24 protein-coding genes are annotated in these 25,844 nt (G+C 72.1%); 18 read left to right on the top strand and 6 right to left on the bottom strand.

Annotated features, from left to right (window positions below):
* Positions 1–44: 44 nt before the first annotated feature.
* Together ACH4U8_RS03805 and ACH4U8_RS03800 are read right to left on the bottom strand one after the other, a co-directional pair.
* Positions 45–554 carry a DUF3515 family protein gene (locus ACH4U8_RS03805; protein ID WP_395775743.1) on the bottom strand — a complete coding sequence of 170 codons (510 nt, stop codon included), beginning with the start codon at positions 552–554 and terminating at the stop codon, positions 45–47.
* Positions 555–598: 44 nt separating this feature from the next.
* Complete coding sequence (locus ACH4U8_RS03800; RefSeq protein ID WP_360310685.1) at positions 599–835, bottom strand: Lrp/AsnC ligand binding domain-containing protein; 237 nt, start codon at positions 833–835, stop codon at positions 599–601.
* A 180-nt stretch (positions 836–1,015) separates the two neighbouring features.
* On the opposite strand from ACH4U8_RS03800, the gene ACH4U8_RS03795 reads away from it, so the two are divergent.
* Positions 1,016–1,966: a thiamine-phosphate kinase gene (locus tag ACH4U8_RS03795; protein WP_395775742.1), complete on the top strand. Its 951-nt coding sequence runs from the start codon at positions 1,016–1,018 to the stop codon at positions 1,964–1,966.
* 46 nt (positions 1,967–2,012) lie between these two features.
* Positions 2,013–2,813 carry a bifunctional hydroxymethylpyrimidine kinase/phosphomethylpyrimidine kinase gene (gene thiD / locus ACH4U8_RS03790; protein WP_360310681.1) on the top strand — a complete coding sequence of 267 codons (801 nt, stop codon included), beginning with the start codon at positions 2,013–2,015 and terminating at the stop codon, positions 2,811–2,813.
* Positions 2,814–2,937: 124 nt separating this feature from the next.
* Here thiD and rpmB read toward each other — a convergent pair whose 3' ends face one another.
* On the bottom strand, positions 2,938–3,123 hold the full coding sequence (rpmB, locus tag ACH4U8_RS03785; protein ID WP_079026714.1) for a 50S ribosomal protein L28: 186 nt from the start codon (positions 3,121–3,123) through the stop codon (positions 2,938–2,940).
* A gap of 245 nt (positions 3,124–3,368) precedes the next feature.
* Here rpmB and ACH4U8_RS03780 point away from each other — a divergent pair, with 245 nt between their 5' ends.
* The 12 genes from ACH4U8_RS03780 (at position 3,369) to ACH4U8_RS03725 (ending at position 15,302) form a co-directional block, all read left to right on the top strand.
* A complete protein-coding gene (locus ACH4U8_RS03780; RefSeq protein ID WP_379989189.1) occupies positions 3,369–5,033 on the top strand; it encodes a DAK2 domain-containing protein in 1,665 nt (554 codons plus the stop codon).
* A gap of 58 nt (positions 5,034–5,091) precedes the next feature.
* Entirely contained in the window at positions 5,092–8,310 is a 3,219-nt protein-coding gene (locus tag ACH4U8_RS03775; RefSeq protein WP_395775741.1) for a helicase-related protein, read from the top strand.
* A gap of 85 nt (positions 8,311–8,395) precedes the next feature.
* Positions 8,396–8,947, top strand: a complete 552-nt coding sequence (locus ACH4U8_RS03770; RefSeq protein WP_360310675.1) for an RNA polymerase sigma factor — start codon at positions 8,396–8,398, stop codon at positions 8,945–8,947.
* Entirely contained in the window at positions 8,944–9,525 is a 582-nt protein-coding gene (locus ACH4U8_RS03765; RefSeq protein ID WP_360310673.1) for a hypothetical protein, read from the top strand. Before ACH4U8_RS03770 ends, ACH4U8_RS03765 begins: the two co-directional genes overlap by 4 nt.
* Positions 9,526–9,749: 224 nt before the next feature.
* Positions 9,750–10,319 carry a 16S rRNA (guanine(966)-N(2))-methyltransferase RsmD gene (gene rsmD, locus ACH4U8_RS03760; RefSeq protein ID WP_395775740.1) on the top strand — a complete coding sequence of 190 codons (570 nt, stop codon included), beginning with the start codon at positions 9,750–9,752 and terminating at the stop codon, positions 10,317–10,319.
* A gap of 60 nt (positions 10,320–10,379) precedes the next feature.
* The gene (gene coaD, locus ACH4U8_RS03755) at positions 10,380–10,862 is read left to right on the top strand and encodes a pantetheine-phosphate adenylyltransferase (RefSeq protein ID WP_360310669.1); all 483 of its coding nucleotides are present in this window, start codon (positions 10,380–10,382) and stop codon (positions 10,860–10,862) included.
* Positions 10,863–10,970: 108 nt separating this feature from the next.
* Positions 10,971–11,900: a cell division initiation protein gene (locus tag ACH4U8_RS03750; protein ID WP_395775739.1), complete on the top strand. Its 930-nt coding sequence runs from the start codon at positions 10,971–10,973 to the stop codon at positions 11,898–11,900.
* Between the two features lie 264 nt (positions 11,901–12,164).
* Positions 12,165–12,680: a YceD family protein gene (locus ACH4U8_RS03745; RefSeq protein ID WP_360310666.1), complete on the top strand. Its 516-nt coding sequence runs from the start codon at positions 12,165–12,167 to the stop codon at positions 12,678–12,680.
* A 2-nt stretch (positions 12,681–12,682) separates the two neighbouring features.
* Complete coding sequence (gene rpmF / locus ACH4U8_RS03740; protein ID WP_026218805.1) at positions 12,683–12,856, top strand: 50S ribosomal protein L32; 174 nt, start codon at positions 12,683–12,685, stop codon at positions 12,854–12,856.
* Between the two features lie 8 nt (positions 12,857–12,864).
* Positions 12,865–13,605 (top strand): ribonuclease III, encoded by a 741-nt coding sequence (gene rnc, locus ACH4U8_RS03735; RefSeq protein WP_379989192.1) that lies wholly within the window; start codon positions 12,865–12,867, stop codon positions 13,603–13,605.
* Between the two features lie 192 nt (positions 13,606–13,797).
* Positions 13,798–14,676: a bifunctional DNA-formamidopyrimidine glycosylase/DNA-(apurinic or apyrimidinic site) lyase gene (gene mutM / locus ACH4U8_RS03730; protein WP_395775738.1), complete on the top strand. Its 879-nt coding sequence runs from the start codon at positions 13,798–13,800 to the stop codon at positions 14,674–14,676.
* A 26-nt stretch (positions 14,677–14,702) separates the two neighbouring features.
* Positions 14,703–15,302 carry a hypothetical protein gene (locus ACH4U8_RS03725; RefSeq protein ID WP_360310661.1) on the top strand — a complete coding sequence of 200 codons (600 nt, stop codon included), beginning with the start codon at positions 14,703–14,705 and terminating at the stop codon, positions 15,300–15,302.
* A 37-nt stretch (positions 15,303–15,339) separates the two neighbouring features.
* Here ACH4U8_RS03725 and ACH4U8_RS03720 read toward each other — a convergent pair whose 3' ends face one another.
* Positions 15,340–16,161 carry a CAP domain-containing protein gene (locus ACH4U8_RS03720; protein ID WP_395775737.1) on the bottom strand — a complete coding sequence of 274 codons (822 nt, stop codon included), beginning with the start codon at positions 16,159–16,161 and terminating at the stop codon, positions 15,340–15,342.
* Between the two features lie 352 nt (positions 16,162–16,513).
* Between ACH4U8_RS03720 and ACH4U8_RS03715 the strand changes: the two genes are divergently transcribed.
* On the top strand, positions 16,514–16,720 hold the full coding sequence (locus tag ACH4U8_RS03715) for a hypothetical protein (protein ID WP_078975259.1): 207 nt from the start codon (positions 16,514–16,516) through the stop codon (positions 16,718–16,720).
* Between the two features lie 366 nt (positions 16,721–17,086).
* A complete protein-coding gene (gene smc / locus ACH4U8_RS03710) occupies positions 17,087–20,758 on the top strand; it encodes a chromosome segregation protein SMC (RefSeq protein ID WP_395775736.1) in 3,672 nt (1,223 codons plus the stop codon).
* 82 nt (positions 20,759–20,840) lie between these two features.
* Here the strand turns inward: smc and ACH4U8_RS03705 are convergent, their stop codons facing one another.
* Positions 20,841–21,836: an LLM class flavin-dependent oxidoreductase gene (locus ACH4U8_RS03705; protein WP_360310655.1), complete on the bottom strand. Its 996-nt coding sequence runs from the start codon at positions 21,834–21,836 to the stop codon at positions 20,841–20,843.
* 201 nt (positions 21,837–22,037) lie between these two features.
* On the opposite strand from ACH4U8_RS03705, the gene ftsY reads away from it, so the two are divergent.
* Positions 22,038–23,222 (top strand): signal recognition particle-docking protein FtsY, encoded by a 1,185-nt coding sequence (ftsY, locus tag ACH4U8_RS03700; protein ID WP_360310653.1) that lies wholly within the window; start codon positions 22,038–22,040, stop codon positions 23,220–23,222.
* Positions 23,223–23,314: 92 nt separating this feature from the next.
* Here the strand turns inward: ftsY and ACH4U8_RS03695 are convergent, their stop codons facing one another.
* A complete protein-coding gene (locus tag ACH4U8_RS03695; RefSeq protein WP_395775735.1) occupies positions 23,315–24,007 on the bottom strand; it encodes a bifunctional DNA primase/polymerase in 693 nt (230 codons plus the stop codon).
* Between the two features lie 287 nt (positions 24,008–24,294).
* On the opposite strand from ACH4U8_RS03695, the gene ACH4U8_RS03690 reads away from it, so the two are divergent.
* Complete coding sequence (locus tag ACH4U8_RS03690; protein ID WP_360310649.1) at positions 24,295–25,812, top strand: hypothetical protein; 1,518 nt, start codon at positions 24,295–24,297, stop codon at positions 25,810–25,812.
* Positions 25,813–25,844 lie beyond the last annotated feature (32 nt).

The raw sequence follows: 25,844 nt of genomic DNA, 5'->3' as shown, positions 1-25,844 counted from the left end.
CCTACGAGGTCTTGGCTGGGTTGGGGGCGCTGACGTGGTGGGGGTCAGTCGGGTTCGGTCAGGTTCAGGGTGGTGGGGACGGCGTGGGTTACCGCTTCGGCGATGTCGGTGAGGGGGGCGGCCGGTTCGGCGAATTTTTTGGGGACGGTCATTTCGACGTTGGCTTCGCGGTAGACCGTGGTGAAGCGGACGCCGTCGGCGTACTTCGCGAAGTTCCAGATCACGCCGTTGACGGTGACCGAGTCGCGGGGTTCGGAGCCGACCTTGTCGGGGTCCACCACGCGCAGCGAGGCGGGCAGTCCCACGCCGCAGCGGAGCACGATCGCCGGGTTTCCCCAGGCGGCGGTCAGGGTGGACTCCGGCGAGGTCTTGCGGGCCTCGGCGTCCATCACCTTCGCGGGGAGTGCGTCGTGCAGGGCGCGACACGCGTCGGTCGCGGCGCCCGGTGGCGGAGTCGGCGCCGCGACCTCGATGTTGCCCGAACCGCTGTCGCACGCCACGGCCAGCGACAGTGTGACCGGGAGTAGTCCGGCGAGGATTCGAGAGGAACGCACGGGCTCGATCCTAGATGTCCCGTGCGTCGGACCACGTTCGCGGGTCAGCCCAGGTTGACCACCGGGCAGGTCAGGGTGCGGGTGATGCCGTCGATGCGTTGCACCTCGGCGACCACCATGCGACCCAACTGGTCGACATCGGGGGCTTCGGCCCGCACGATCACGTCGTAGGGGCCGGTGACGTCGTCCGCTCTGGTCACCCCCGGCAACTCGGCGATCGCTCTGGCCACCGCAGCCGAACGGCCGACCTCGGTCTGGATCAGGATGTATGCCTGTACCACCACGGCCTCCCGGCGCGCAGGATGATGGGATCTTGACGTGATCCCCGCTGCTGCGACCATTGTCGGCCCGGTGGGGCTTCGGCGACCACAGCGGAAGTCGATGGATCACGGGTGACGGATCACAGCTCAACACGGGCGACGAGGCGGATCAAGGCTGATGGGCATGGCAGGAGAGCGGCGATGAGCGGGACGCTGGGCGATCTCGGCGAATTCGGCCTGATCGGGGCACTGGTCGCCCGCGTGCCGACGGGGCCGCACGTGTCCCTGGGGCCGGGCGACGACGCCGCCGTGATCGCCGCCGCCGACGGGCGGGTGGTGGCCACCATGGACCTGCTCGTCGAGGGGCGACACTTCCGGCGGGACTGGTCCACCGCGTACGACGTCGGCCGCAAGGCCGCCGCACAGAATCTGGCCGACGTGGCGGCGATGGGCGCCGTGCCCACCGCGCTGCTGATCGGTCTGTGCGGCCCGCGCGACCTGCCCACCGGGTGGGCGCTGGAGCTGTACGACGGCCTGCGCGACGAATGCGCGGTGGTCGGCGCGGGCGTCGCCGGCGGCGACGTCGTGGGCAGCGACACCGTCACCGTCGCGGTGACCGCGCTGGGCGACCTCCAGGGCCGGGCGCCGGTGGTCCGCGCCGGGGCCCGGCCCGGCGACGTGCTCGCGGTCGCGGGCTGGTTGGGCTGGTCGGCGGCGGGGCTGGCGATCCTGGGCCACGGGCACCGCGCGCCGCGCGCGTTCGTGGAGGCACACCGCCGGCCCGAGCCGCCCTACGACGCCGGTCCCGGTGCGGCGATGCTCGGCGCGACCTCGATGATCGACATCAGCGACGGCCTGCTCGCCGACATGGGCCACGTCTCGCGCGCCTCCGACGTGCGGATCGACATCCTCACCGCCCGGCTGGACGTGCCCGCCCAGATGCGCGATGTGGCCCGGGCGCTGGGCGCCGACCCGCTGAACTGGGTGCTCACCGGCGGCGAGGACCACGCCTTGGTCGCCACCTTCCCGGCGGGCACCGCGTTGCCCGCGCGCTGGCGGGTGATCGGCCGCGTACACGCCGGCACCGGCGTCACCGTGGACGGTCGGGACCCGGGCTTGGCGGGCGGATGGGACCACTTCGACCGGGGCTGAGGGGCGCGCACGCCGAGGGTGCGGGCGGCGTGGATAGGCTGCCGGGATGGTGCAGACTCCTCCGCGCGTGCTCACGGTGGCCGGCTCCGACTCCGGCGGTGGCGCCGGGATCCAGGCCGACCTCAAGACGATGCTGGCCCACGGCGTACACGGGATGAGCGTGATCGCGGCGGTGACCGCGCAGAACTCGCTCGGTGTGCAGGGCTACTGGGAACTGCCCGCGGAGGCGGTGCGGGCGCAGTTCCGCAGTGTCGTGGACGACATCGGTGTACAGGCGATCAAGACCGGGATGCTGGCCTCGCCGAACCTGGTGGCGGTGGTCGCCGCGCTGCTGGCCGAGGTGTCCGCGCCCGTGGTGGTCGATCCGGTGGCCTCCTCCAAGCACGGCGACACGTTGCTGGCGAACGACGCGCTGGAGACCCTGCGCAGCAGGCTGCTCCCGGTCGCCACGATCGTCACGCCCAACCTGTACGAGGTCGAGCTGCTGACCGGGCACAAGGTGCGCGAGCGGGCCGACATGCGCGGCGCGGCCGAGGCGGTGCGGGCGTTCGGTGCGCGCTGGGTCCTGGTCAAGGGCGGTCATCTCGAAGGAGAGGCCGCCGACCTGCTGTTCGACGGGACGCGTGAGTACTGGTTCACCAGCCCGCGCTATGACAACCGGCACACCCACGGCACCGGCTGCACGTTGGCGAGCGCGATCGCCTCGCGGCTGGCCCTGGGCGACACGGTGCCGGACGCGGTCGCCGCGGCCAAGGAATACGTCACCGGCGCGATCCGGGCCGGCTTCCCGCTGGGCGAGGGGATCGGGCCGGTCGATCACGCGTGGCGGTGGCGGGAAGGGTTCTGACCCGGAGGGGGCCGGGACTCGTCGCCTCGGGCGACGGGTCCCGGTTCACTCGACGGGCGGGCACCCCGGACAAGCCGAAGGGCCGGTCCACCGTGAGGTGGACCGGCCCTTCGAAGTCGAGCAACTAGCGGGAAACCTTGCCCGCCTTGATGCAAGAGGTGCAGACATTGAGGCGCTTCGGCGTGGCACCGACCATCGCGCGCACCGTCTGGATGTTGGGGTTCCAGCGACGGGGCGTCCGGCGGTGAGAGTGCGAAATGCTGTTGCCGAAGCCCGGCCCCTTGCCGCAGACGTCGCAGTTGGCAGCCACGGGAACACTCCAAAGACGAATGGGAATTGCGTACGAACACGTGCCGGCCGAATGCCGGACAACCGCAGAAGAGTAACCGACGAACCATGCGATGCGCGAACCCGGGATGATCCGGGCATACGCAATCAGCCGATCTCGTCATGCTTCCCGCCAAGCCTAACCCATCCGGGTGGGCCGCTTCACCGCTCCCCGTCTCGATAACGTGACCGGCGGACGGGACGCGCAGAGACGGATTCGTACAGGAGGTGGGCGTGCAGGGCCTGCTGGGAGAGCTGGACGGTCCGGCGGTACGCCGCTGGGGTCGCGTCGCCTTGGAACTGATGGGGCGAGCGCGCGAGGAAATCGACGCCCTCAACGTGTATCCCGTCCCCGACGGCGACACCGGCACCAACCTGTTCCTGACCCTGGAGTCGGGAACGGCCGAGGTCGACGCGCTGTTCGTTCGCGACCTGCCCGAGCCCGACCTGCCGACCGCCTTCCGGGCGCTGGCGCACGGCGCGTTGATGGGCGCGCGCGGCAACTCCGGGGTGATCCTCAGCCAACTCCTGCGCGGCATGGCGGAGCGTCTGGAGGCCGAACAGGTCGCCGCGCTCGAGAGCGGCCGCGCGGTGCCCGCCGGGCTCGCCCTGGCGCACGCGCTGTGCACCGCCGCCGACGCCGCCTACGCCGCGGTGGCCCGGCCGGTCGAGGGCACCATGCTCACCGTGGCCCGGGCCGCCGCCGACGCCGCGGCCGGCGCGGGCGAGGAGCTTCGGCCGGTGGTCCGGGCCGCGGCGACCGCGGCGCGCGGCGCCCTGGCCCGCACCCCCGAGCAACTGGACGTGCTGCGCCGGGCGGGCGTGGTGGACGCGGGCGGGCGTGGCCTGACCGTGCTCCTGGACGCGCTGCTCGCGGTGGTGACCGGCGAGCGCTCGGCGTACCGGATCCACCCGCACCAGGTGCAGACCCCGGTGCCGGTCCCGTTCGCCGCACCGGACGGGCCGGACACCTCGACCGAGGGCCCGGGCTTCGAGGTGATCTACCTGCTGGACGCGCCCGACCACGCGCTGCCGGCGCTGCGCGAGCGGCTCGGCGCACTCGGCGACTCGCTCGTGGTGGTCGGCGGCGAGGGATTGTGGAACGTGCACGTGCACGTGGACGACGCGGGCGCGGCGGTCGAGGCGGGCATCGAGGCGGGCCGGCCGTACCGGATCCGGATCACCCACCTGGAGCGCACCCTCGCCGGCCTCACCGCGCCCGAGCCCACCCCCACGCGCGGGATCGTCGCGGTCGCCCAGGGCGGCGGCCTGGCCACGCTGTTCGCCGAGAACGGCGCGCACGTCGTACAGGCCGGACCCGGCCGGCGGCCCTCCACCGGGGTCCTGGTCGACGCGATCCGGCGCACCGAGGCGCGCGAGGTGGTGCTGCTGCCCAACGACGCCGACTGCCACGCGGTGGCCGGGGTGGCCGCCCAGCAGGCCCAGGCGCACGGCATCCGGGTCCAGGTGATCCCGACCAAGGCGGCCGTACAGGGCCTGGCCGCGCTCGCCGTGCACGAACCCGGCCGGCGCTTCGACCAGGACATCGTCGGGATGACCTCGGCCGCCGGCGCCACCCGCTACGGCGCGCTCACTGTCGCCGTGCGCGAGTCCTGGACGATGGCCGGCGTCTGCCAGGCGGGCGACGTGCTCGGCGTGATCGAGGGCGACATCGCGGTGATCGGCCACGACCAACGCGAGACCGGCACCGTGCTGGTGGACCGCATGCTCGCGGGCGGCGGCGAACTGGTCACCCTGGTCACCGGCAGCGCCTGCCCGCCGGGCCTGGCCGCCGCGATCGAGCGCCACCTGCGGGCCACCCGGCTCGGCGTGGACGTGATGGTCTACGAGGGCGGCCAGGAGGTGTATCCGCTGCTCATCGGGGTCGAGTAGCGGCGACTCGGCGCTTGGGCGGCCTCGATGACAGCGTCGACCAGTACCGTTGGGCGGCATGTCGCGCCTTGACGAACCGCTGAAGAAACTCGTCGGCGACCGCACGGCGACGGTGCTGGCCAAATCCCTCAAGCTGGACACCGTCGGAGATCTGCTGCGCCACTACCCCCGGCGCTACGCGGAGCGCGGGCGCCTGACCGACCTCTCCCGCCTGGAGCCCGAGGAACACGTCACCGTGATGGCGGAGATCGCCAAGGTGACCAAGCGGCAGTTCCGCAATCGGCGCGGCAACCTGCTCGAGGTCGAGGTCACCGACGGGCGCGGCAAGCTCACCCTGATCTTCTTCAACCAGGCGTGGCGCGAGGAGGAACTGCGCCCGGGCCGGCGCGGCCTGTTCGCGGGCAAGGTGGGTCGGTTCAACAACGTGATCCAGCTCAGCCAGCCCGACTATCAACTGGTCGGCGAGGACGATCAGGACGGTGTGGCGAACCTGTTCGCCGGCGCGCTGATCCCGGTCTATCCGGCCGCCGCCAACATGCCGTCCTGGAAGATCGCGCAGTGTGTGGGCATGGCGCTGGACACGCTGGGCGAGGTCGGCGACCCGCTGCCCGCCGAGATGCGCGAGCGGCGCGGCATGCCGGGACTGGCCGAGGCGCTCGTCCAGGTGCACCGGCCGGCCTCGTGGGACGACGTCACCGCGGCCAAGGACCGGCTCAAGTGGGACGAGGCGTTCGTCCTGCAGATCGCCCTGGCCCGCCGCCGTCGGGACGCGCGGGCGCTGTCCGCGGTCGCCCGCCCGCGCCGCGCGAACGGCATCCTGGACGCCTTCGACGCCCGCCTCCCGTTCGAACTCACCGACGGGCAAAAGGAGGTCTGCGCCGAGATCGAGGCCGACCTGGCCACCGAACATCCGATGCACCGCCTGCTCCAGGGGGAGGTCGGGGCCGGCAAGGCCCAGCCCCTGGACGCGCTCGTGCTGACGCCGGGCGGCTTTCGTCGGATGGGAGACATTCGGGTCGGCGAGGAAGTCGTCACCCCCGGTGGGGAGCGCACCGTCGTCGATGGAGTCTTTCCACAGGGCGAGCGGGACGTGTGGCGGCTGATCCTGTCGGACGGATCACGGGTGGAGTGCGACGACGAGCACCTGTGGCAGGTCGCCGGCGATGGCGCGGGACATCGGGGCGAGTCGTTCGAGGTGCTCACCACCCGAGACATCCGCGAAGACCTGCTGACGGCGGACGGCAGTTCGAAGTGGTACCTGCCGCCGGTGGTTCCCGTCGACCTGGGCAACGGCGAGCCGCTGCCGATGGATCCGTACCTGCTGGGGGTGCTGCTGGCAGACGGTTCGTTCCGTGACGAGTCGATGTTCACCACGGCGGACCCGGAACCGGTGGAGAGCGTGCCGCATCTGTCGCCGCAGAACCGGGTCGGTTCCCATCCGCTGCCGGACGTGTCGAGGGCGCCGGGCCTGTGGGGACTCGAGTCCCGGGACACATTCGTTCCCGACGTGTTCCGGGCAGCCGATGTGAAGTCTCGGCACGCCTTGCTCCAAGGTCTGCTGGACACCGACGGGACCTTGGGCGCGGAAGGCCGCGCCGTGTCGTTCCGCACCGTGTCGCGCCGTCTGGCGGACGACGTGGCGTGGCTGGTCCGTTCGCTCGGCGGGATCGCCCGGGTGCGCTCCGAACGACCGCACAATGCGTGGCACGTCGGCGTCGAACTGTCGGACGAACACCCGCCGTTCAGGCTGCGGTGCAAGGTGGAACCGCTGCGCGGCAGAACGGGACCCACGACCTTCCGGCGGGGTATTCGAGCCGTCGAATACGTGGGTCGCAAGCCGGTGCAATGCATCCGCGTCCGACACCGGGATCACCTGTACGTGACCGATCACTTCACGCCCACCCACAACACGCTGGTCGCGCTGCGGGGCATGTTGACCGTGGTCGACGCCGGCGGACAGACCGCGTTGTTGGCGCCGACCGAGGTGCTCGCGCAGCAGCACTATCGGTCGATCGTGGAGATGCTCGGACCGCTGGCCGAGGGCGCCGGGATGCTCGGCGGGTCGGAGATCGGCACCAAGGTCACCCTGCTCACCGGCTCGATGGGGGTGCCCGCGCGCCGTGCCGCGCTGCTGGACCTGGTCACCGGTGAGGCCGGGATCGCGATCGGCACCCATGCGCTGATCGAGGACAAGGTGGGGTTCCACGACCTGGGCCTGGTCGTGGTCGACGAGCAGCACCGCTTCGGCGTCGAACAGCGCGACGCGCTGCGCGGCAAGGGCAAACGTCCGCCGCACCTGCTGGTGATGACCGCCACGCCGATCCCGCGCACGGTGGCGATGACCGTGTTCGGCGACCTGGAGACCTCGATCCTGGCCCAGCTCCCGTCCGGCCGATCGCCGATCGCCACGCACGTGGTCCCGGCCAAGGAGAAGCCGCACTTCCTCGACCGCGCGTGGCAGCGGGTGCGCGAGGAGGTGGAGAACGGCCACCAGGCCTACGTGGTGTGCCCGCGGATCGGCGACGAGGAGGACGACCCGAAGGCGAAGAAGAAGGCCAAGAAGAAGGCCAAGGCCGCGAAACCGGCCGAGGACCTGCCCGCCGAGGCGTACCTGGACGACCCCGAGGACATCGGCGCGGACGCCGCGGACGGCGAGGAGCGGCGACCGCCGCTGGCCGTGCTCGACGTCGCCGCGGCGCTGACCGCCGGTCCGCTGGCCGGGCTGCGGATCGCGGTGCTGCACGGCCGGATGGCTCCGGACGACAAGGACGACGTGATGCGCCGCTTCACCGCCGGCGAACTGGACGTGCTGGTGGCCACCACGGTGATCGAGGTCGGCGTCAACGTGCCCAACGCGACCGCGATGGTGATCATGGACGCCGACCGGTTCGGCGTCTCCCAACTGCACCAGCTCCGCGGCCGAGTCGGCCGCGGCAGCGCTCCCGGCCTGACCCTGCTGGTCAGCGAGATGCCCGGCGGCACCTCCGCGCGCGAGCGCCTGGACGCGGTCGCGGCGACCCTGGACGGATTCGAGCTGTCCCGGATCGACCTCGAACAACGCCGCGAGGGCGATGTGCTCGGCGACGCGCAGTCCGGCTCGCGCTCGTCGCTTCGCATGCTCGAAGTCGTCCGGGACGAGGAACTGATCGTGGCCGCTCGCGAGGAGGCGAGCACGATCGTGGCGAACGATCCGGACCTGGTCGAGCACCACGACCTGCGCAGCGCGCTGGCCAGCATCCTGGACGACGAGCGCGCGGAGTACCTCGACAAGGGCTGACCGCCCTCGTTCCGCTCCCGCGCGCCCCCACGGCTCACCCGTTCGGAGCACGCGGAACAGCTCGTCGGTTGGTTACCAATGGGCCATGGACGCACGTACGGGGGACCAGGGCTTCGACGCGCTCTTTTGCGGGTTGCTCCCTCGGTTGTATCGACGGGCCGTGTTGCTCGCCGGCGAGGGCAGCGCCGAGGACGCGGTGCACGAGACGTACCTCAAGCTGGCCCGCAGACCCGACCGGCTGCTCGGCCATCCCGAGCCCTACGCCTACGCCTTCCGGGCCCTGGTCAGCGTCACCCGCGACATGTGGCGCGTCCGCAGCCGCCAGGTGTTGCTGCCCGAACCGCCCGAGCCCGCGGAGCGGGCCCGGTCCGGCGCCGGCGACGACGCGATCGCCCGGCGCGAGGCCGAGTGGGAGGCGGTGCGGATGCTCGGCTCGCTGCCCGCCAAACAGGCCGCCGCGGTGCTCCTGGTCGACCTGGACGGATACACGATCGATCAGGCCGCCGAGATCCTCGGCGTGCACCGGGGGACGGTGTCCCGCTCACGCGAGCGTGCCCTGACCCGGCTGCGGGTCGGTCTGGGCGGCCCCACCGGACGGTTCCGCCGCCGGGATCGACACGAAGGAGTCTCCCGGTGAACCCGTTGCCCCCCGATGTCGACGACCCCGACGTCGCGGTCGCCGAACTGCGAACCCGGCTGCGCGACGCGGACGCCGCGTGTGTCGAACCGCCCGGCCTGGCGCTGCGGGTGCTGCGCCGGCCCGCACCGCGCCCGGTGTGGCGCGGCGCGTTCGCGGTGGTGCTCGCCGCGGTGCTGGTGGTCGCCGTGGTCGGCCTGGGTGCCTTCCTGGCCGGCCGGCACGACCCGGTCGACCGGCCGACCCCCAGGCCGCCCGCCGCGCGTGCGGTCAGCGTGCAGAGCGAGGTCTTCAACTCCGAGGTGCCGTGCCGCGAGCTGCGCACGATCGAGTGTTCGCTCGGCGTCTTCAAGGAGGCGAGGTTGTCGTCGCGGACGGCCGATCTGGCCGATCGGGTCTGGCACGGCGACCGGCTGCTCCTGGTCTGCCTGCGCGCGGACGGTCCGCGGGTGACCGACGAGACCGGCGTCGGGTCCAAGCACTGGTATCGGGTGGTGGTGCTGGGCACCGGTGCCGAGGGCTGGCTGCCCGGCGTGCGCACCCGCAACGAGGCCGAGGTACCGGACTGTTCCTTCTGAACGCGGCGGGCGAACGCAAGTCGCTCGTGCCGTTGCCGTCGACGTGACGGTTCGCTGCGGGCGACCTGCCGGTGTCTTTGGGTGAACGAAGCGTCGCGCACCGTGCCTCGGCCCGGATTTCGTCGGCCGCGACCAGTCGATAGCGTTGACCCCATGCCGGATACGTACGCCGGGCCCGCCCGCAGCGCCGCCCACGAGCCCGCCCACCGCCCGCGAGCACGCGCATGACCCGGGTGATCGCCGGGGCGGCGGGCGGCCGACGCCTGACCACCCCGCCCGGCGAGAACACCCGGCCGACCTCGGACCGGGCCCGCGAGGGACTGTTCTCCACCCTTCGCTCGTTGCGCGGCAACCTGCACGGCGCCCGAGTGCTCGACCTGTTCGCGGGCTCCGGCGCGGTCGGCCTGGAGGCGCTGTCCCGCGGCGCGACGCGGGCGCTGCTGGTCGAGTCCGACCCCCGGGCGGCGAACACGATCCGCACGAACATCCGCCTCGTCGCATTGCCCGGCGCGGAGCTGCGATCGGCCCGCGCGGAGAAGACGGCCGCGATCCCCTGCGTCGAGGAGCCGTACGACGTCGTCTTCCTCGATCCGCCGTACGTGGTCACCGACGGTGACGTGCGCGCGCTGCTCGAAGCACTGGCCGAACACGGCTGGTTGGCGCCCGAGGCGCTGATCGTGGTCGAACGGGCCACTCGTGGTGGGCCATTCGCGTGGCCCGCCGATTTCGCCGAGATCAGATCCCGTCGCTACGGCGAGGGAACGCTCTGGTACGGTCGCGCCGCGCAAGCCTGACCAGGCGGGCGGGCCATCGGGCCCGGACCCGTCGGCACCCGATTTCGAGGGGAACCTCCGTTGCGTCGAGTCGTCTGCCCCGGTTCGTTCGACCCGGTCACCAACGGCCATCTGGACATCATCGGACGGGCGTCGAGCCTGTACGACGAGGTCTACGTGGCGATCGGCTTCAATCGTGCCAAGCGCTCGGGTCTGTTCACCATCGAGGAACGCATCGAGATGCTCCACGAGGTGGTCGAGCAGTACCGGAACGTCAAGGTCGAGGCCTTCGAGGGGTTGCTGGTCAACTTCTGCAGGGAACGCGGGATCCCGGCCATCATCAAGGGTCTGCGGGCCGTCACCGACTTCGACTACGAGTTGCAGATGGCGCAGATGAACTACGGTCTTACCGAAGTGGAGACGTTGTTCGTCGCGACGAACCCCCTCTACAGCTTTCTGTCGTCGAGTCTCATCAAAGAGGTCGCGACGTACGGAGGCGACGTGTCCGGCCTGGTGCCGGAGACGGTGCTACGTCGGCTCACCGAGCGGCTCGCGCAGGGCTGACGCGGCACGTGCCTCGTTGTCGGGCCGACCGCCCGCGGCGAGTCGGTCCGTCACGCGATGCCGGCGAACACGACGGCTACCGTCGGTTTGAGGAGAGAGAGCAAGCCCGTGGACGTGCAGCCCAAGCTCGATGAACTGATCGCTCTGGTCGAGAACGCGCGCTCGATGCCGATGTCGGCGTCGTGCGTGGTCAACCGTGCGGACGTGGTGGCCCGGCTCGAGGAACTCAAGAACCTGCTGCCCGCCGAGTTCGACCACGCCCGCCGAGTACTCGGCGACCGCGAGTCGGTCATCGAGGAGGGGCGCCGCGAGGCCGAGCGGGTGCTGGCCAACGCGCGCGAGGAGCGCGGCTCGCTGATCGCCGACACCGAGGTGGCCCGCGAGGCGTACGGCGAGGCCGACCGGATCCTGTCCGAGGCCCGGCGCGAGGCCCAGCGCATCCGCGAGGAAGCCGACGACTACGTCGACCAGAAGCTGGCCAACTTCGAGGTCGTGCTGACCAAGACGCTCGGCGCGATCGGCCGGGGCCGGGACAAGATGCGCGGTCGCCGCCCGTCCGACGAGCTCGGCGAGTACATGCAGGCGCAGGAGCTGGCCGACGCCCAGGCCAAGGGCCGTCCGGGCAGCCTCCAGGCCCAGCTCGACGGCCACGAGGAGACCTTCGCCGCGCCGCCCGCCCCGGAGTACCCGGCCGCGCCGCCCACCGCGCCGACCGTGCCCGCGCAGGCCGGCCCGTACGGCCAGGACACCTATGCGCAGCCCGGCTACGGACAGCCCGCCTACGCGCAGGGCACCGGCCCGGACAACGGCTACCCCGGTGGCTACGAGGGTCAGTACGACATGCAGCAGTACGATCAGCACGGGCAGCCGCAGTACCCGGCGCAGCACAACCCGGCCCAGCACAATCCGGCGAGCACCGGGCAGCAGCCCGCCTACGACCCGCAGGCCCAGTACGCGCAGTCGCTGGACGAGACCAGCTTCTTCGACACGAGTCTGATCGACGTCCGCCAGTTCCAGCAGGACGGCGGTCGGCAGTAGCCCGCTCGCGCGAGCGGGCCCGGCGATCGAAAAGTGCCGCTCGAATGGCCCCGTTTGGGGCCTGGCGCGCCGGCTGCGATACTCTTACGGACCGACCCTGCCCGAGGCGTGTTTTCCGCGTGCCCCGAGGGTCGGCACCCTGACCATCGAAGCCCCCCGCGACCCGGGGGGTGGCACTGCATGAGGTAGGACATCCTGGACCGCTTGGATCACCGCAAGCCGCTCGTCGTCGATACACGCGAGCTGGGGCGTCGGCCTGGATCCATGCTGAAGGTGTCCCGCTCCGTGCCGGCCCCGGTGGACATGGGCGTGGCAGACGTGATCGGCGCTCCCGAAGGTGCCCCCATCCAGCTCGGTGTCCGACTGGAAGCGGTCATGGAGGGTGTGCTGGTCACCGGCGTCGCACAGGTGCCGCTGACCGGTGAGTGCGTCCGGTGCCTGGAACCGCTCGAGCGCGAGCTCACGGTGCGTTTCCAGGAGCTGTACGTCTACCCGGACGCGGACGCCGACGAGGACGCCTTCCGGCTCACGGACGACTTGTTCGACCTGGAGCCGGTGCTGCGGGACGCGACGGTGCTCGCACTGCCGCTCTCGCCGCTGTGCCGGGAGGACTGCCCGGGTCTGTGCTCCGAATGCGGAGCACTGCTCGCGGAGGACCCCGACCACAGTCACGAGCTCGCCGATCCCCGGTGGGCGAAGTTGACCAACATCTTCGACGGACCTTCCGCCGAAGCCGACGTTGACGGCGCGTCCAGCGCCGACGAGAACCAGGAGAAGTAGCCGTGGCTGTTCCGAAGCGGAAGATGTCGCGCAGCAACACCCGGCACCGCCGGAGCCAGTGGAAGGCCACTGCCGCCAACCTGGTGACCTGCGAGCGCTGCCGTGAGCCGAAGCTGTCGCACATCGCGTGCCCGAGCTGCGGCACCTACAACCGCCGCCAGGTCCTCGACGTCTGATCAGGCCGGTGGTCGTTCCGGTGACGGAATCACTCGCGCAATACGCGGATCTGGAAGGGCGGCTGGGCTGGTCGCTCGATGCCGCCCTTCTGGAACGCGCCCTCACCCATCGCTCGTACGCGTACGAGCACGGCGGGCTCCCGACCAACGAGCGCCTGGAATTCCTGGGCGACTCGGTGCTCGGTCTCGTCGTCACCGACACGCTGTACCGCAGGCACCCCGACCTGCCCGAGGGTCAGCTCGCGAAACTGCGGGCCGCCGTCGTCAACTCGCGCGCCCTGGCGGGCGTCAGTCGGCGACTCGACCTGGGCGCCTTCATCCGGCTCGGCCGAGGTGAAGTGGGCACGGGTGGGCGAGACAAGTCCTCGATCCTCGCGGACACCCTCGAAGCCATCCTCGGTGCGGTGTACCTGGACCAGGGTCTCGACGCGGCGACCGAACTGATCCACCGGTTGTTCGATCCACTGATCGAGCAATCGGCGAATCTCGGCGCGGGCCTGGACTGGAAGACCAGTCTCCAGGAGCAGACCGCCGCGGCGGGAATCGGAGTGCCCGAATACGTGGTCTCCGAGACCGGTCCCGACCACGAGAAGACCTTCACCGCCCTCGCCCGGGTCGCGGGTGTCGATTACGGCACCGGTGTGGGGCGGAGCAAGAAGGAGGCGGAGCAGCAGGCCGCCGAAAGCGCTTGGCACTCGATCCGGGCCAAGTACGGAGACGGTTCCGGCACGCAGCCGGCCACCGCGTAGTCTCCGAGCCAATGCCTGCCGATAGGTAAGTTCGAACCGGTCACCGACCTCACGGTCGCCCGGCACGACCTCACCTACCGGCAGGCATTTTCGCATTCCCGGTACCGGCCCGCCGACGTTTCTCGCGTCGCGGGTCGAGGCCGTCTCCCGTCGTGTCGTCTCCGGTTGTGCCGTCCCCAGGGGGAGTGCAAGGTGCCCGAACTGCCCGAGGTCGAGGTCGTCCGTCGCGGACTGGAGAAGTGGGTGGTGGGTCGCACCATCGCGCACGTCGAGGTCACCCACGAGCGTGCCGTGCGGCGCCATTCGGCGGGCCTGGTGGACTTCGCCGACGTGCTGGTCGGCGCCCGGGTGCACGCCGCCCGACGGCGCGGGAAGTATCTGTGGTTGCCGCTGGTGGCGCCCGAGGCCGAGGACCCCGAGGACGCGCTGCTCGCGCACCTGGGCATGAGCGGCCAACTGCTGGTGCAACCGCCCGAGGCGCCCCGGGAGAAGCACCTGCACGTGCGGTTCACCTTCACCGACGGCGGGCGCGAGCTGCGCTTCGTCGACCAACGCACGTTCGGCGGGCTCGCGGTCGAGCGCGGCGGCGCCGAACTGCCGCCCTCGATGGCGCACATCGCCCGCGATCCGTTGGACCCGCTGTTCGACGACGCGCTCTTCCACGCGGCGCTGCGCCGGCGCAACACCGAGATCAAACGGGCCCTGTTGGACCAGTCCCTGGTCAGCGGGATCGGCAACATCTACGCCGACGAGGCACTGTGGCGGGCCCGGCTGCACGGTGCCCGGCAGACCGGCAACCTCACCCTCGCGCAGACCACGTTGCTGCTCGCGTCCGCGCGGGACGTGATGACCGACGCGCTGGCCGCGGGCGGCACCTCCTTCGACAGCCTGTACGTCAACGTGAACGGCGAGAGCGGCTACTTCTCCCGCGCCCTGGACGCCTACGCCCGCGAGGGTGAGCCGTGCAACCGGTGCGCGACGCCGATCCGACGGATCTCGTTCATGAATCGCAGCAGTTACTTCTGTCCGGTCTGTCAGCGCACGCCACGCAAGCCGACGGCCGGGGCGTAGGCACCGCAATCCAGGGAGCGCGTGTCATGGGATTCAACGGGGACATCGTCGTCGTGCGCGGGGCGCGGCCGTTGTCCGAATACGCGCCGCACGTGGACACGGCGGCGCACCCGGCCCGGACGATGTGGGAGTCGCCGGACGGCTGGACCACGACGCATGTGCGGCACGGGGACGACCCGTTCGCGTTCGAGCGGCCGTGGCTGGAGGCGCTGGCCGCGAAGGCGGACTCGCCGGTGCTGGTGTGCTGGGTCTTCGAGACGCACGTCGCGCACGTCCAGGGGGTGAGCGAGGAGGGCGCCTGGGAGGCGTGGCTCAATCCGGGGGAGGCGGCGGCGCACCTGGCGATGGGCCGGCTCGAACTGGAGGCGGCGCGCACCGGGACGGAGGTCTTCGACGGCGGCGAGCTGCGGCGACCGGAACGCTACGCCCAACTGCGCGACGAGGTGGGCGAGGTGCTGGACCGGGCCCGGCCGAAGGTGGTCGACGCGGCGGTGCGCTGGGCACGGGCGGCGGGTCGCACGGCGGCGGCGGAGGCGGTCGACCTGGTGCTGGCCCGCAACCAGGGCGAATCCGGGCTGTACGTGTTCGGTCTGCTGGCGGATCGGCTCGGCGTCGGGCCGCGCTGAGGAACGGGCCCGCGCCGTCTGCCGGAAACGCCCGGGGTCAGCGGCCGAACTCCTGGGTCCACCAGGGGCCGTTGCCGCCCTCCTTGATGCCGACGCCGATCTTGGTCAGGCTGCAGTCGAGGATGTTGCGGCGGTGGCCGGGGCTGTTCATCCAGGCCCGCATCACCGCGTCGGCGGTCTTTTGGCCGCGGGCGATGTTCTCCGCGCCCAGGTAGGTCACGCCGGCCTTCTCGGCGCGGTCCCACGGGGTCAGGCCCTCGGGGGTGTTGTGGTCGAAGTAGTCGCGGGCGGCCATGTCCGCGCTGTGTGCGCGGGCCAGGGCGACCAGCTTGGCGTCGTTCTTGACCGGGCCGCAGCCGGCGGTCGCGCGCTCCTCGTTGACCACCGCGAGCACCCTGTCCTCGGGGCCGCTCGGCGGGTTCGACGCGCTCGTGCTCGGGGTGCCGGCGGGCTTGCTCGGCGTCGCGGTCCGGCTCGGGACGCCGGTCGCGCCGGTGGTCGGCGCACCGGGCGTCGTGCTCGTGGTGGGCGCGGTGCTCCCCGTGGGCAGCGCGGTCCGGCCGCTGGTCGCCGCGCCCGGGAGCAGACTGCGGGACGCCTCGTCGCCGGTGCGGTCGGCGCCGACGGCGCCCGGTGCGGCGGAACCGTCGGGGGCATGCCCCGGAAGGGGTCCTTCGGCGCCCGCCACCCGATTGGCGGAGGACTCGCCCGCCCGGTTCGAGACGACCAGGCCGGCCACCGTGCCACCGACCGCGAGCAGGGCCAACAGGGCGATCAACGGAGCCAGACGGCGGCGGCGCGACTTCGCGCGTCGTCGATGCGGGTGGGCCGAGGCCGAGGTACGACTGTGCCGAGCCATGGAGGGTTGCGTCACCTTCCGGCAGGGGATATTCACTCACCCGAACGGGTGACATGCCGGAGTGACTCTAGGGCACAGCCGACCAGAGTTGACGGACAACCGGAATCTTCTTGACTGGGGAGGTCGAAAGATGATCTCGTACACCCAGCACGACAGCCGTCACCCCAGTCCGCGGTCGAACCGCGTTTGATCGGGTGAAGGTCTCGTTATCGTGCCGTTATGATATTGACCTCCTGCGATTTTGGTGCGACGCTGGAAGCCCGCGCACCCTATCAGGAGCCTTGCGGCCGGGTGCCACATTTAGACCCGCGAATCTGCGTGGTCATTCATTTTCAGCGTGGAGGACCCTCTCATGGCGAAGGCGCTTCTCGGTTACGTCGGCGGCCCCGATCCCCGACTGCTCGCCGAGAATCGACGGCTCCAGCAGCGTGTTCGTGACCTGGAAACGGAACTTGTCCGTGCCCAGGAGCGTAACGACGCGCTCAACGCCGCCGCTTCGGACGAGCTGCTTGCCGGCTTCGACGTCTCCGCGGCAGAACCCGCGCTTTCGCGAGCGTAGGTCCGCGCAAGCGATAACCAGGGACGCCTTCAGGCGTCCCTTTGTCGTTTCCGGCCACGGTCGTATTCCGCCCGTTACCCGGGATGTCATCCGGTTGGTGGCCGGGTGTTGCTCCCGGCTGGTCTCCGGCTCCTGCGTCCGGCTCCGTGGTTGCGACCCGTGGTCCCGATCCCGCGCGACCCGTGTGGCGCGCGCCGTGATCCGCGCACCCGGTACTTCGATTCCCCTGCTGCCGTCCCCGCCCTGCCCCCTTGTGCCCACCCGCTCGCTTCCAGCGGTTGATACCCCCATCCGTGGCGCTCGACACGCCCTCGGACGGACCGAGCGGGCGAATCGTCCGGGTCGTGCCGACTACCCTTTCGTCGCGTGCACCTGAAGAGTCTGACCCTGCGTGGCTTCAAGTCCTTCGCGTCGGCGACGACGCTGCGCTTCGAGCCGGGAATCACCTGTGTGGTCGGACCCAACGGCTCCGGCAAGTCGAACGTGGTCGACGCGCTGTCGTGGGTGATGGGCGAGCAGGGTGCCAAGACACTGCGCGGCGGCAAGATGGAGGACGTCATCTTCGCCGGCACCTCGGGCCGACCGCCGCTCGGGCGCGCCGAGGTCAGCCTGACCATCGACAACACCGACGGCGCGCTGCCCATCGACTACTCCGAAGTCACCATCGCCCGGCGGATGTTCCGCAACGGCGGCTCCGAGTACGAGATCAACGGCAGCACCTGCCGGCTGCTGGACATCCAGGAACTGCTCTCCGACTCCGGCATCGGTCGGGAGATGCACGTGATCGTCGGCCAGGGGCGACTCGACTCGGTGTTGCAGGCCGATCCCGCCGGTCGACGCGCGTTCATCGAGGAGGCCGCGGGTGTCCTCAAGCACCGCAAGCGCAAGGAGAAGGCGCTGCGGAAGCTGGACGCGATGCAGGCCAACGTGACCCGGGTGCAGGACCTGACCAACGAATTGCGCCGGCAGCTCAAGCCGCTCGGGCGTCAGGCCCAGGTGGCCCGCCGGGCGGCGGCGATCCAGGCCGACCTGCGGGACGCGCGGCTGCGGTTGCTCGCCGACGACCTGGTACGGCTGCGGTGCGCGCTGGCCGAGGAGGTCGCGGACGAGGCCGCGCTGCGCGAGCGGCGCACCGCGGTGGAGCGCGAACTCGCGGTGGTCCAGGCGCGGGAGGCGCAACTGGAGGCCCAGGTGCGGGCGATGGCGCCGCGGCTGGCCCGGGCGCAGGAGACCTGGTACGCGCTGTCCGCGCAGGCCGAACGGGTGCGCGGCACGGCGGGTCTGGCCCGGCAGCGGGTCCGGCACGCGAGCTCGCCGCCCGCCGACGAGCGGCGCGGACGCGACCCGCAGGAGATGGAGCGCGAGGCGGAGCGGATCCGCGAGCAGGAGGCCGAACTCGCCGCCGCACTCGAATCGGCGCAGGTCGAACTGGCCGAGACGGTGGAGCGGCGGGCCGAACTCGAAGGTGCCCTGGTCGAGGAGGAACGCCGGCTCAGGGAGGTCGCCCGGGCGTTGGCGGATCGCCGCGAGGGATTGGCTCGGCTGGTCGGCGGGGTCGGCGCCGCGCGCAGTCGGGTGGCCGCGGCGGAGGCCGAGATCGGTCGCCTGGTCGGCGCGCGGGACGAGGCGGTGCAACGGGCGGTCGCCGCGCAGGAGGAGTACGAGCAGCTTCGGCTGGGCGTCGAGGGCGGGCCGCCCGAGGACGGCACGGCCCCGGACGGCGGCGGGGGACTCGCCGCGATCGAGGCCCGGTTGGCCGCGGCCCGGGAGGTGCTGGCCGAGGCCGAGGAGGCGCTCGTGCTCGCCCGCGACGCGGAGCAGGAGGCCGAGCGGGAGCGGTCGGCGGTGCTCGCGCGCAAGGAGGCGTTGGAGCCGGCGCTCCGGCGCAAGGACGGCACCGGCGCGCTGCTGGCCGCAGGGGATCGGCTGTCCGGCGTGCTGGGCACGGTGGCCGCGCTGCTCACCGTCGAGCACGGGGCCGAGCAGGCGATCGCGGCGGCGCTGGGCGCGGCCTCGGACGCGGTCGCGGTGACCGGTGTGCGGCCGGCCGTGGACGCGTTGCGGCTGTTGCGCGAGGACGACGCGGGTCGCGCCGCGCTGCTGCTCGGCGGGGTCGAGGCGGACGGGCCGACGGCCGGTGGGCCGGCGGGGTGGCCGGAGTTGCCGGCGGGCGCGGTCTACGCGACGCGCCTGGTGTCCGTACCGCCCCGGTTGCGCGGCGCGGTGGATCCGCTGCTCGATCGGGTCGCGGTGGTCGAGGATCTGGCCGCTGCCGCCGAGTTGGTCCAGGCGTTGCCCGGGGTGCGCGCGGTCACCCGGGACGGCGATCTGGTCGGCGAGGGCTTCGCGCACGGCGGGTCGGCGAGTGCGCCGAGTCTGCTGGAGGTGCAGGCGGCGGTGGACGAGGCGACCGAGCGGGCGAAGGTTTTGGGCGAGCGGTGCGCGCGGTCGGCCGGTGCGCTGGCCGGTGCGCTGGCGACCCGGCGGGAGGCGGCGGCCGAGGTCGAGCGGATCACCGCGCGGCGGCGCGAGGCGGAGCACCAGGCGGCCGCGGCGGCTCGGCAGTTGGGCCGGCTCGGCGGGCAGGCCCGGGCGGCGGCGGGCGAGGCCGAGCGGTTGGCGGGCGCGGTGGCCGCGGCCGAGGCGGCGCGCGCTCAGGAGGAGCTCAAGGCCGAGGAACTCGACGCCCGGTTGGCGGCGGCGCGGGAGTACAACGCGACCGAGGGCGACGAGGATCCGGACACCGCCGAGCGGGACCGGCTCGCGGGCGCCGCGAGTGCCGCCCGGCAGGCCGAGATGGAGGCGCGCCTGGCGGTGCGTACGCACGAGGAGCGGGTCCGGTCGCTGGTCGGTCGGGCCGACGCGCTCGACCGGGGTGCGCGGGCCGAGCGCGAGGCGCGGGCGAGCGCGGCCCGGCGACGCGAGCGGATGGCGGTGGAGGCGCGGATCGCGGGCGCGGTGCTCGCGGGCACCGAGGTGCTGCTGCGCTTCGTCGAGGCGTCGTCGGTCCGGGCCGGGGCCGAACGCGATGCGGCGGAGGGGGCCCGGGCCGCACACGAGGCCGAACTGGCCCGTGAGCGCGGCCGGTCCCGCGGCTTCGCCGCCGAGTTGGAGAAGTTGACCGACTCGGTGCACCGGGACGAGATGTTGCGCGCGGAAAAGGGACTGCGGGTCGAGCAGTTGGAGGCCAAGTCCCTGGAGGAACACGGGATCGAGGCCGAGGGCCTGCTGGCCGAGTACGGCCCGGACCGACTTGTCCCGCCGTCGCCGCCGGCCGAGGGCGAGGAGCGCGCCCCGGATGCGCCCGAGGCGCTGCCGCGGCCCTACGTCCGGGCCGAGCAGGAGAAGCGGCTGCGCGCGGCGGAGAAGGCGCACGTGCAACTGGGCAAGGTGAATCCGCTGGCGTTGGAGGAGTTCGCCGCCCTGGAGGAGCGGCACAACTTCCTCACCGAGCAGTTGGAGGACCTGAAGAACACCCGCCGGGATCTGATGACCGTGGTCAAGGAGGTGGACGCGCGGGTCGAACAGGTCTTCACGGCGGCCTTCCACGACACCGCGCGCGAGTTCGTGGGCGTGTTCGCGCGGCTGTTCCCGGGCGGCGAGGGTCGGCTGATCCTGACCGACCCGGACGACATGCTCACCACCGGCATCGAGGTCGAGGCCCGGCCGCCGGGCAAGAAGGTCAAGCGGCTGTCGCTGCTCTCCGGCGGCGAGCGCTCGCTGACCGCGGTGGCCCTGCTGGTGGCGATCTTCAAGGCCCGACCCAGTCCGTTCTACGTGATGGACGAGGTCGAGGCGGCGCTGGACGACATGAACCTCCAGCGGCTGATCGGGATCTTCGCGGAACTGCGGGAGAGCTCGCAGCTCATCGTGATCACCCACCAAAAGCGCACGATGGAGGTGGCCGACGCGCTGTACGGCGTCTCGATGCGCGGCGACGGGGTCACCACGGTGATCAGTCAGCGGCTGCGTCAGGAGGATCGGCGGGTCGCGTCCGAGCACGCCGAGCCGATGAGCGGGGTGGCCGCGGGCGGGTGAACGCGAACGGCGGCCACACCCCGGTCGAGTCGAGGGTGTGACCGCCGCTGCTCGCGGGCCGTGCGTCAGCGGGCCGGCCGGGTCACTCGGCCGGCACGTTGCGCGGCATGACCTTGTCGTTGAACAGCTGCAGGCTGGCCCAGCCCGCGTCGATCGGCAGGCCGCCGACCAGCGGGTGCAGGATCAGCGCGTCGGTCAGGCCGCCCGCCTGGCCGATCTCGACGCACTCGTCGGGGGTGAGGCAGCAGTAGATGCCCTCCTCGCGCAGCGCGTCGACCGTGGTGGCCGCGGACTCGACCACCGACGCGATGTCGGGGGTCTGCCAGCCCGCGTACGTGGTGGCCTCGTGCAGGAAGTACTCGCCGTACTCGGCCCACGCCTTGTCCGGGTCCTCGGTGCAGAAGATCATCCGGGTGGTGACCGGCGGCAGGATCGCGAAGCCGCCCTCGAAGCCTTCCTCGGCCGCGAGCTCGTAGTAGTACTGCTCCAGCTCCGGGATCGGCGCCGCGGCGTAGAACGGCAGTCGCAGGCGCACCGCGCGGCGTACGGACGCCTTGGCGGTGCCGCCGACCATGACCATCGGGTGCGGGTCGCTGAACGGCTTCGGGGTGACCCGGACGGTGCTGCCGCGGTACTCGAACGGCTCGCCGGTCCACGCCTTGAGCAGCGTCTCCAGCACCTCGTCCTGGATCTTCCCGCGCCGCTTCCAGTCCTTGCCGAGGGCCGCGTACTCCTCGGGCCGGTAGCCCAGGCCCGCGACGATGGACAGTCGGCCGCCGCTGATGTTGTCCAGGACGGCGAGGTCCTCGGCGAGCCGGATCGGGTCGTACAGGGGGGCGAGCAGCGCGCAGACGATCACGCCGATGCGCTCGGTGGCGCCGAAGATCGCGCCTGCGGTGCTCAGCGGGGAGGGGCTCCACGCGTTGTCCGCGCCGTGGTGCTCCTCCAGGCTGATCATGTCGAACCCGTTCTTGTCCGCGAAGGCCGCCATCTCGACGGTGGCCCGGTAGCGCGCGGACATCTCCTGCCGGTCGAGACCGGGGAGGACCTGGTTGAACCGCAGATTCGTGACAGCCATGGAGCGTGAACACCTTCCGGGTCGAGCCGAAGCCGTCTCGGTCACGTGTCGTCCGCCGGACGGTGCTTGGCAAGGGCAAGCTATCTGACGCAGTGTCAGGATTCAACGGTCTCCCGGTCGGGGGCGTGCGGCCGGCCCCGGACCCGCCGGGAACGGCCGGTCGCGGTCGGTCGCCGAACCGTCTGGGAGACTGGAGGTCCTATGGAGACTGTGATCCTGATCGTCGTCATTGCCCTCGTTGTCCTCGGCGCCGCCGGCTGGTTCGTGGTCGGCTCGCGCCGCAAGGGCGTGCCGCCGGCGCCGCCGCGCACACCGGTCGAGCCGGGTGTCGGCGACGAGGCCGCCCCGACCGTCGAAGCGCCCCGGCGCACCATCGACACGGTCGATCTGCCGGAAACCTCGGTCGTCGTGCCGGCCGAGCCGGAACCCGCCCTGCTGGAGGTTCCCGAGCCCACGGCCGGGCGGCTGGTCCGGCTGCGCGCCCGGCTGGCCCGCTCGCAGACCACGTTCGGCAAGGGCCTGTTGGCGCTGCTCGCGCGCGAGCACCTGGACGAGGACACCTGGGAGGAGATCGAGGACACCCTGCTGACCGCCGACGTCGGCGTCGCGCCCACCCAGGAACTGGTCGACCGCCTGCGGACCCGGGTCAAGGTGCTGGGCACCCGCACTCCCGCCGATCTGCGCGCGTTGCTGCACGAGGAACTGCTTACCCTGCTCGGCCCCGACCTGGACCGCACGCTCAAGACCGCCCGGCACACCGGCGGCGAGGCCGGCGATCGGCCGGCCGTGGTGCTCGTGGTCGGCGTCAACGGCACCGGCAAGACCACCACGACCGGCAAGCTTGCCCGGGTGCTGGTCGCCGACGGCCGCAGCGTGGTGCTGGGCGCCGCGGACACCTTCCGCGCCGCCGCCGCCGACCAGTTGCAGACGTGGGGCGAGCGGGTCGGCGCCCGCACGGTGCGCGGCCCGGAGGCGGGCGACCCGGCCAGTGTGGCGTTCGACGCGGTCAAGGAGGGCATCGCCGAGGGCGTGGACACGGTGCTCGTGGACACCGCCGGCCGACTGCACACCAAGACCGGCCTGATGGACGAGCTGGGCAAGGTCAAGCGGGTGGTGGAGAAGCACGGCCCGGTCGACGAGGTGCTGCTGGTGCTCGACGCCACCACCGGTCAGAACGGCCTGGTCCAGGCCCGGGTGTTCGCCGAGGTGGTGGACATCACCGGCATCGTGCTGACCAAGCTCGACGGCACCGCCAAGGGCGGCATCGTGGTCTCGGTGCAGCGCGAGCTGGGCGTGCCGGTCAAGCTGATCGGCCTCGGCGAGGGTCCGGACGACCTGGCGCCGTTCGAGCCGTCCGCGTTCGTGGACGCGCTGATCGGGGACTGACGGGTGGCACACGAACGCCGGACGGGCCGAGTCGGCCCGTCCGGCGTTGTGCTGCTCGCGGTCGTTTCGTCGATCGTGCTCTTCGCGCCCGCTCAGGAGGCCAGCCACAGCCCCCGGCCACTGGGCGTGGCGTCCCTGCGGTGGCACGTGTAGGCCAGGGTGCCCAGGAGCAGGCGGGCCTCGGGGAGCGCCGGGTCGCCGTTGTCGGGCGGGCGGATCCACTCCACCGGGCCGAGCACGCCCATCGGCGACGGCGGCGCGAACACGTAGTCGCCCTCGCCGTGGCAGCGCAGGTCCAACTCGGCGTCGTCCCAGCCCATCTGGTAGAGCAGGTGCGGCAGTTCGGCCGCCGCGCCGGGGGCGACCAGGAACGCGACCCGCCCGGTCGGCGTGGCCAGTACCGGCCCCAGCGGCGTGCCCATCCGCTCCAGCCGGACCAGCGCCCGGGTGCCCGCCTGCCGCGGCACGCTGATCGCGTCGAAGACTCGACCGGTGGGCACCACGACGGTGCTGTCCGGCCATTGCGACCACAGGTAGCGCACCGCGGCCGGCGACGCGGTGGCCCGCTCCGACCAGCGCGGGTCCGCCGGGTGCATGCCCGGCGCGGCACACGTGACACGGCCGCACGAGCAGTGGATGCCGCGTCCGTCGCGTACCAGGTGCGCGCCCTGGGCCACGGGCCAGCCGCGTTCCTCCGCGAACTCGGCCACCGCCTGCCACAGTGCGGCCCGCGTACGCCGGCGCGATCCGAGCATGATGTCCATGTCCTCCCCAACGGCACTCATTACTTTTGGTTACGCTGTGACCGCATCGGGTCATCTCGACGGGTGCGGGGTTCGCACGATATGAACGGGACCGGCAGCCGTCGTCGGCACTGTGTCGCCGATCAGTCAAACGCGGCCTCCCCCGTAGCGCGTCCCGGGCGCGTGGGGTGGCGAAGCCTGGCGTTTGCCGCATCGACCGATGCCTGCGGGTGAGTCGGAATACGTTCGGCGAACGGGCCTGCGCGTACGGTTCCCATCGGGGCCCGACGCCTGACCGGCCGGACCGCTGAGGGCATGGGGGCGATGCGGTGGCGACGACGCGAGCGCGGGACGGCGGCTCCGCGGACGAGCACGAGCCGGAGCACGGGCGGCAGCCCAACGACCGGCTGTCCGCGTGGTTCGCGCGCAGCGGCTGGTCCAAGGGCGAGTTGGCCCGGCAGGTGAACCGGCACGCACGGGCGATGTCGGCCCCGCACGTGAGCACCGACACCTCCCGGGTGCGCCGCTGGCTGGACGGTGAGCAGCCGCGCGAGCCGATACCGCAGATCCTGGCCGAGTTGTTCACCCGACGGTTCGGTCGGGTGGTCAGCATCGACGAACTGGGCCTGCGCGAACCGGACGAGCCGCACGGCGACTTCGGCGTGGACCTGCCCTGGACGTTCGAGACGGTGGTCGAGATCCTCGGCGAATACACCCGGGGTGATCTGCTGCTCGGCCGACAGGAGTTCGTCGGGCCGTCGCTGCGGCTGGCGGCGGGCCGCGACCTGGTCGAGCCGCTCCAGCGCTGGTCCGCGGCGTTGCCCGCGACGCCGGCCCCGCCGCCCGCGTCGGTCGTACCGGGTGCCGGCGCGGGTGCCGTTGCCGACTCCGGCATGCGCCGGCCGCGGTTGCCGGCGTCCGCGACCGAGCATCTGCGCGAGTCGGTCCGGCTGTTCCGGCGCTGGGACATGCAGGGCGGTGGCGGGCTGCGGCGCAAGGCGGTGATCGGGCAACTCAACGCGCTCACCGACCTGTTGCGCGACGAGCACCCACCCGCCGTGCGGGCCCGACTGCTCGGGCTGACCGCCGAACTGGCGCTGCTGGCCGGGTGGATGTCCTACGACACCGGCCTGCAACCGGGCGCGCAGAAGTACATGGTGCTCGCCCTGCACGCGGCGAAGGAGTGCGACGACGCGCCGTTCGGAGCCAATGTGCTCGGGGTGATGTCCCGGCAGATGATCCACTACGAGTTGGGCGAGGACGCGCTGGAGTTGATCCACCTGGCCCAGTACGGCAGCCGGGACACCGGTGGGGCCGGGCTCCAGGCGATGTTGTACGCGCTGGAGGGGCGTGCCTACGCCGCGCTGGGCGACGCGGAGCGATGTCGACGCGCACTGGGACTGGCCGAACAGGCGTTGGCGGACAGTCGGCCGCAGGCCGAACCGGATTGGATCCGCTATTTCAATCGGGCCGAGCTGCTCTCCGAGAGCGGCCACGCCTATCGCGATCTCGCCTATACCCGACCGGCGTTCGTGGCGCCGGCGAAGGAGCGACTGAGCGAGACCGTGCGATTGTTGCTGGGCACCGGCGAGTTCGTGCGCAGCCTCGCGCTCGCGCAGGTGGGCCTGGCCACGGTGTACCTGATCGAGCACGACGCGGCGGGTGCGGTGGAACAGGCCACGGCGGCCCTGGAGATCGCCTTCCGGGTGCGTTCGGAGCGGCTGATCGTGCGACTGCGGCGCACCGTGGAGGCGTTGGCCGGGCGGTTCCCGGCCGATCCGGCGGTGGCCGAACTGGCCGCCCGGGTGGCCCGGGAGCTGCCCGAGGCGCCGTTCCCGACCGCGTGACGCGCGTCGGCCCCCGCCCGCGCGTGGCGGAC

The organism is Embleya sp. NPDC020886 (genome assembly GCF_044333915.1).
Classification (GTDB): Bacteria; Actinomycetota; Actinomycetes; order Streptomycetales; family Streptomycetaceae; genus Embleya.
Note: the sequence above shows the minus strand (reverse complement) of the source record. Positions and strands in the feature narration are given on the sequence as shown.

Bases quoted from the DNA above. Each gene is read 5' to 3' on its own strand.
- ACH4U8_RS03720 (WP_395775737.1), bottom strand. From the start codon at position 16,161: ATGGCTCGGCACAGTCGTACCTCGGCCTCGGCCCACCCGCATCGACGA.
- ACH4U8_RS03725 (WP_360310661.1), top strand. From the start codon at position 14,703: ATGGGATTCAACGGGGACATCGTCGTCGTGCGCGGGGCGCGGCCGTTG.
- ACH4U8_RS03775 (WP_395775741.1), top strand. From the start codon at position 5,092: ATGTCGCGCCTTGACGAACCGCTGAAGAAACTCGTCGGCGACCGCACG.
- ACH4U8_RS03695 (WP_395775735.1), bottom strand. From the start codon at position 24,007: ATGAGTGCCGTTGGGGAGGACATGGACATCATGCTCGGATCGCGCCGG.
- ACH4U8_RS03715 (WP_078975259.1), top strand. From the start codon at position 16,514: ATGGCGAAGGCGCTTCTCGGTTACGTCGGCGGCCCCGATCCCCGACTG.
- ftsY (WP_360310653.1), top strand. From the start codon at position 22,038: ATGGAGACTGTGATCCTGATCGTCGTCATTGCCCTCGTTGTCCTCGGC.
- thiD (WP_360310681.1), top strand. From the start codon at position 2,013: ATGGTGCAGACTCCTCCGCGCGTGCTCACGGTGGCCGGCTCCGACTCC.
- ACH4U8_RS03770 (WP_360310675.1), top strand. From the start codon at position 8,396: ATGGACGCACGTACGGGGGACCAGGGCTTCGACGCGCTCTTTTGCGGG.
- ACH4U8_RS03795 (WP_395775742.1), top strand. From the start codon at position 1,016: ATGAGCGGGACGCTGGGCGATCTCGGCGAATTCGGCCTGATCGGGGCA.
- ACH4U8_RS03705 (WP_360310655.1), bottom strand. From the start codon at position 21,836: ATGGCTGTCACGAATCTGCGGTTCAACCAGGTCCTCCCCGGTCTCGAC.
- rsmD (WP_395775740.1), top strand. From the start codon at position 9,750: ATGACCCGGGTGATCGCCGGGGCGGCGGGCGGCCGACGCCTGACCACC.
- ACH4U8_RS03745 (WP_360310666.1), top strand. From the start codon at position 12,165: ATGCTGAAGGTGTCCCGCTCCGTGCCGGCCCCGGTGGACATGGGCGTG.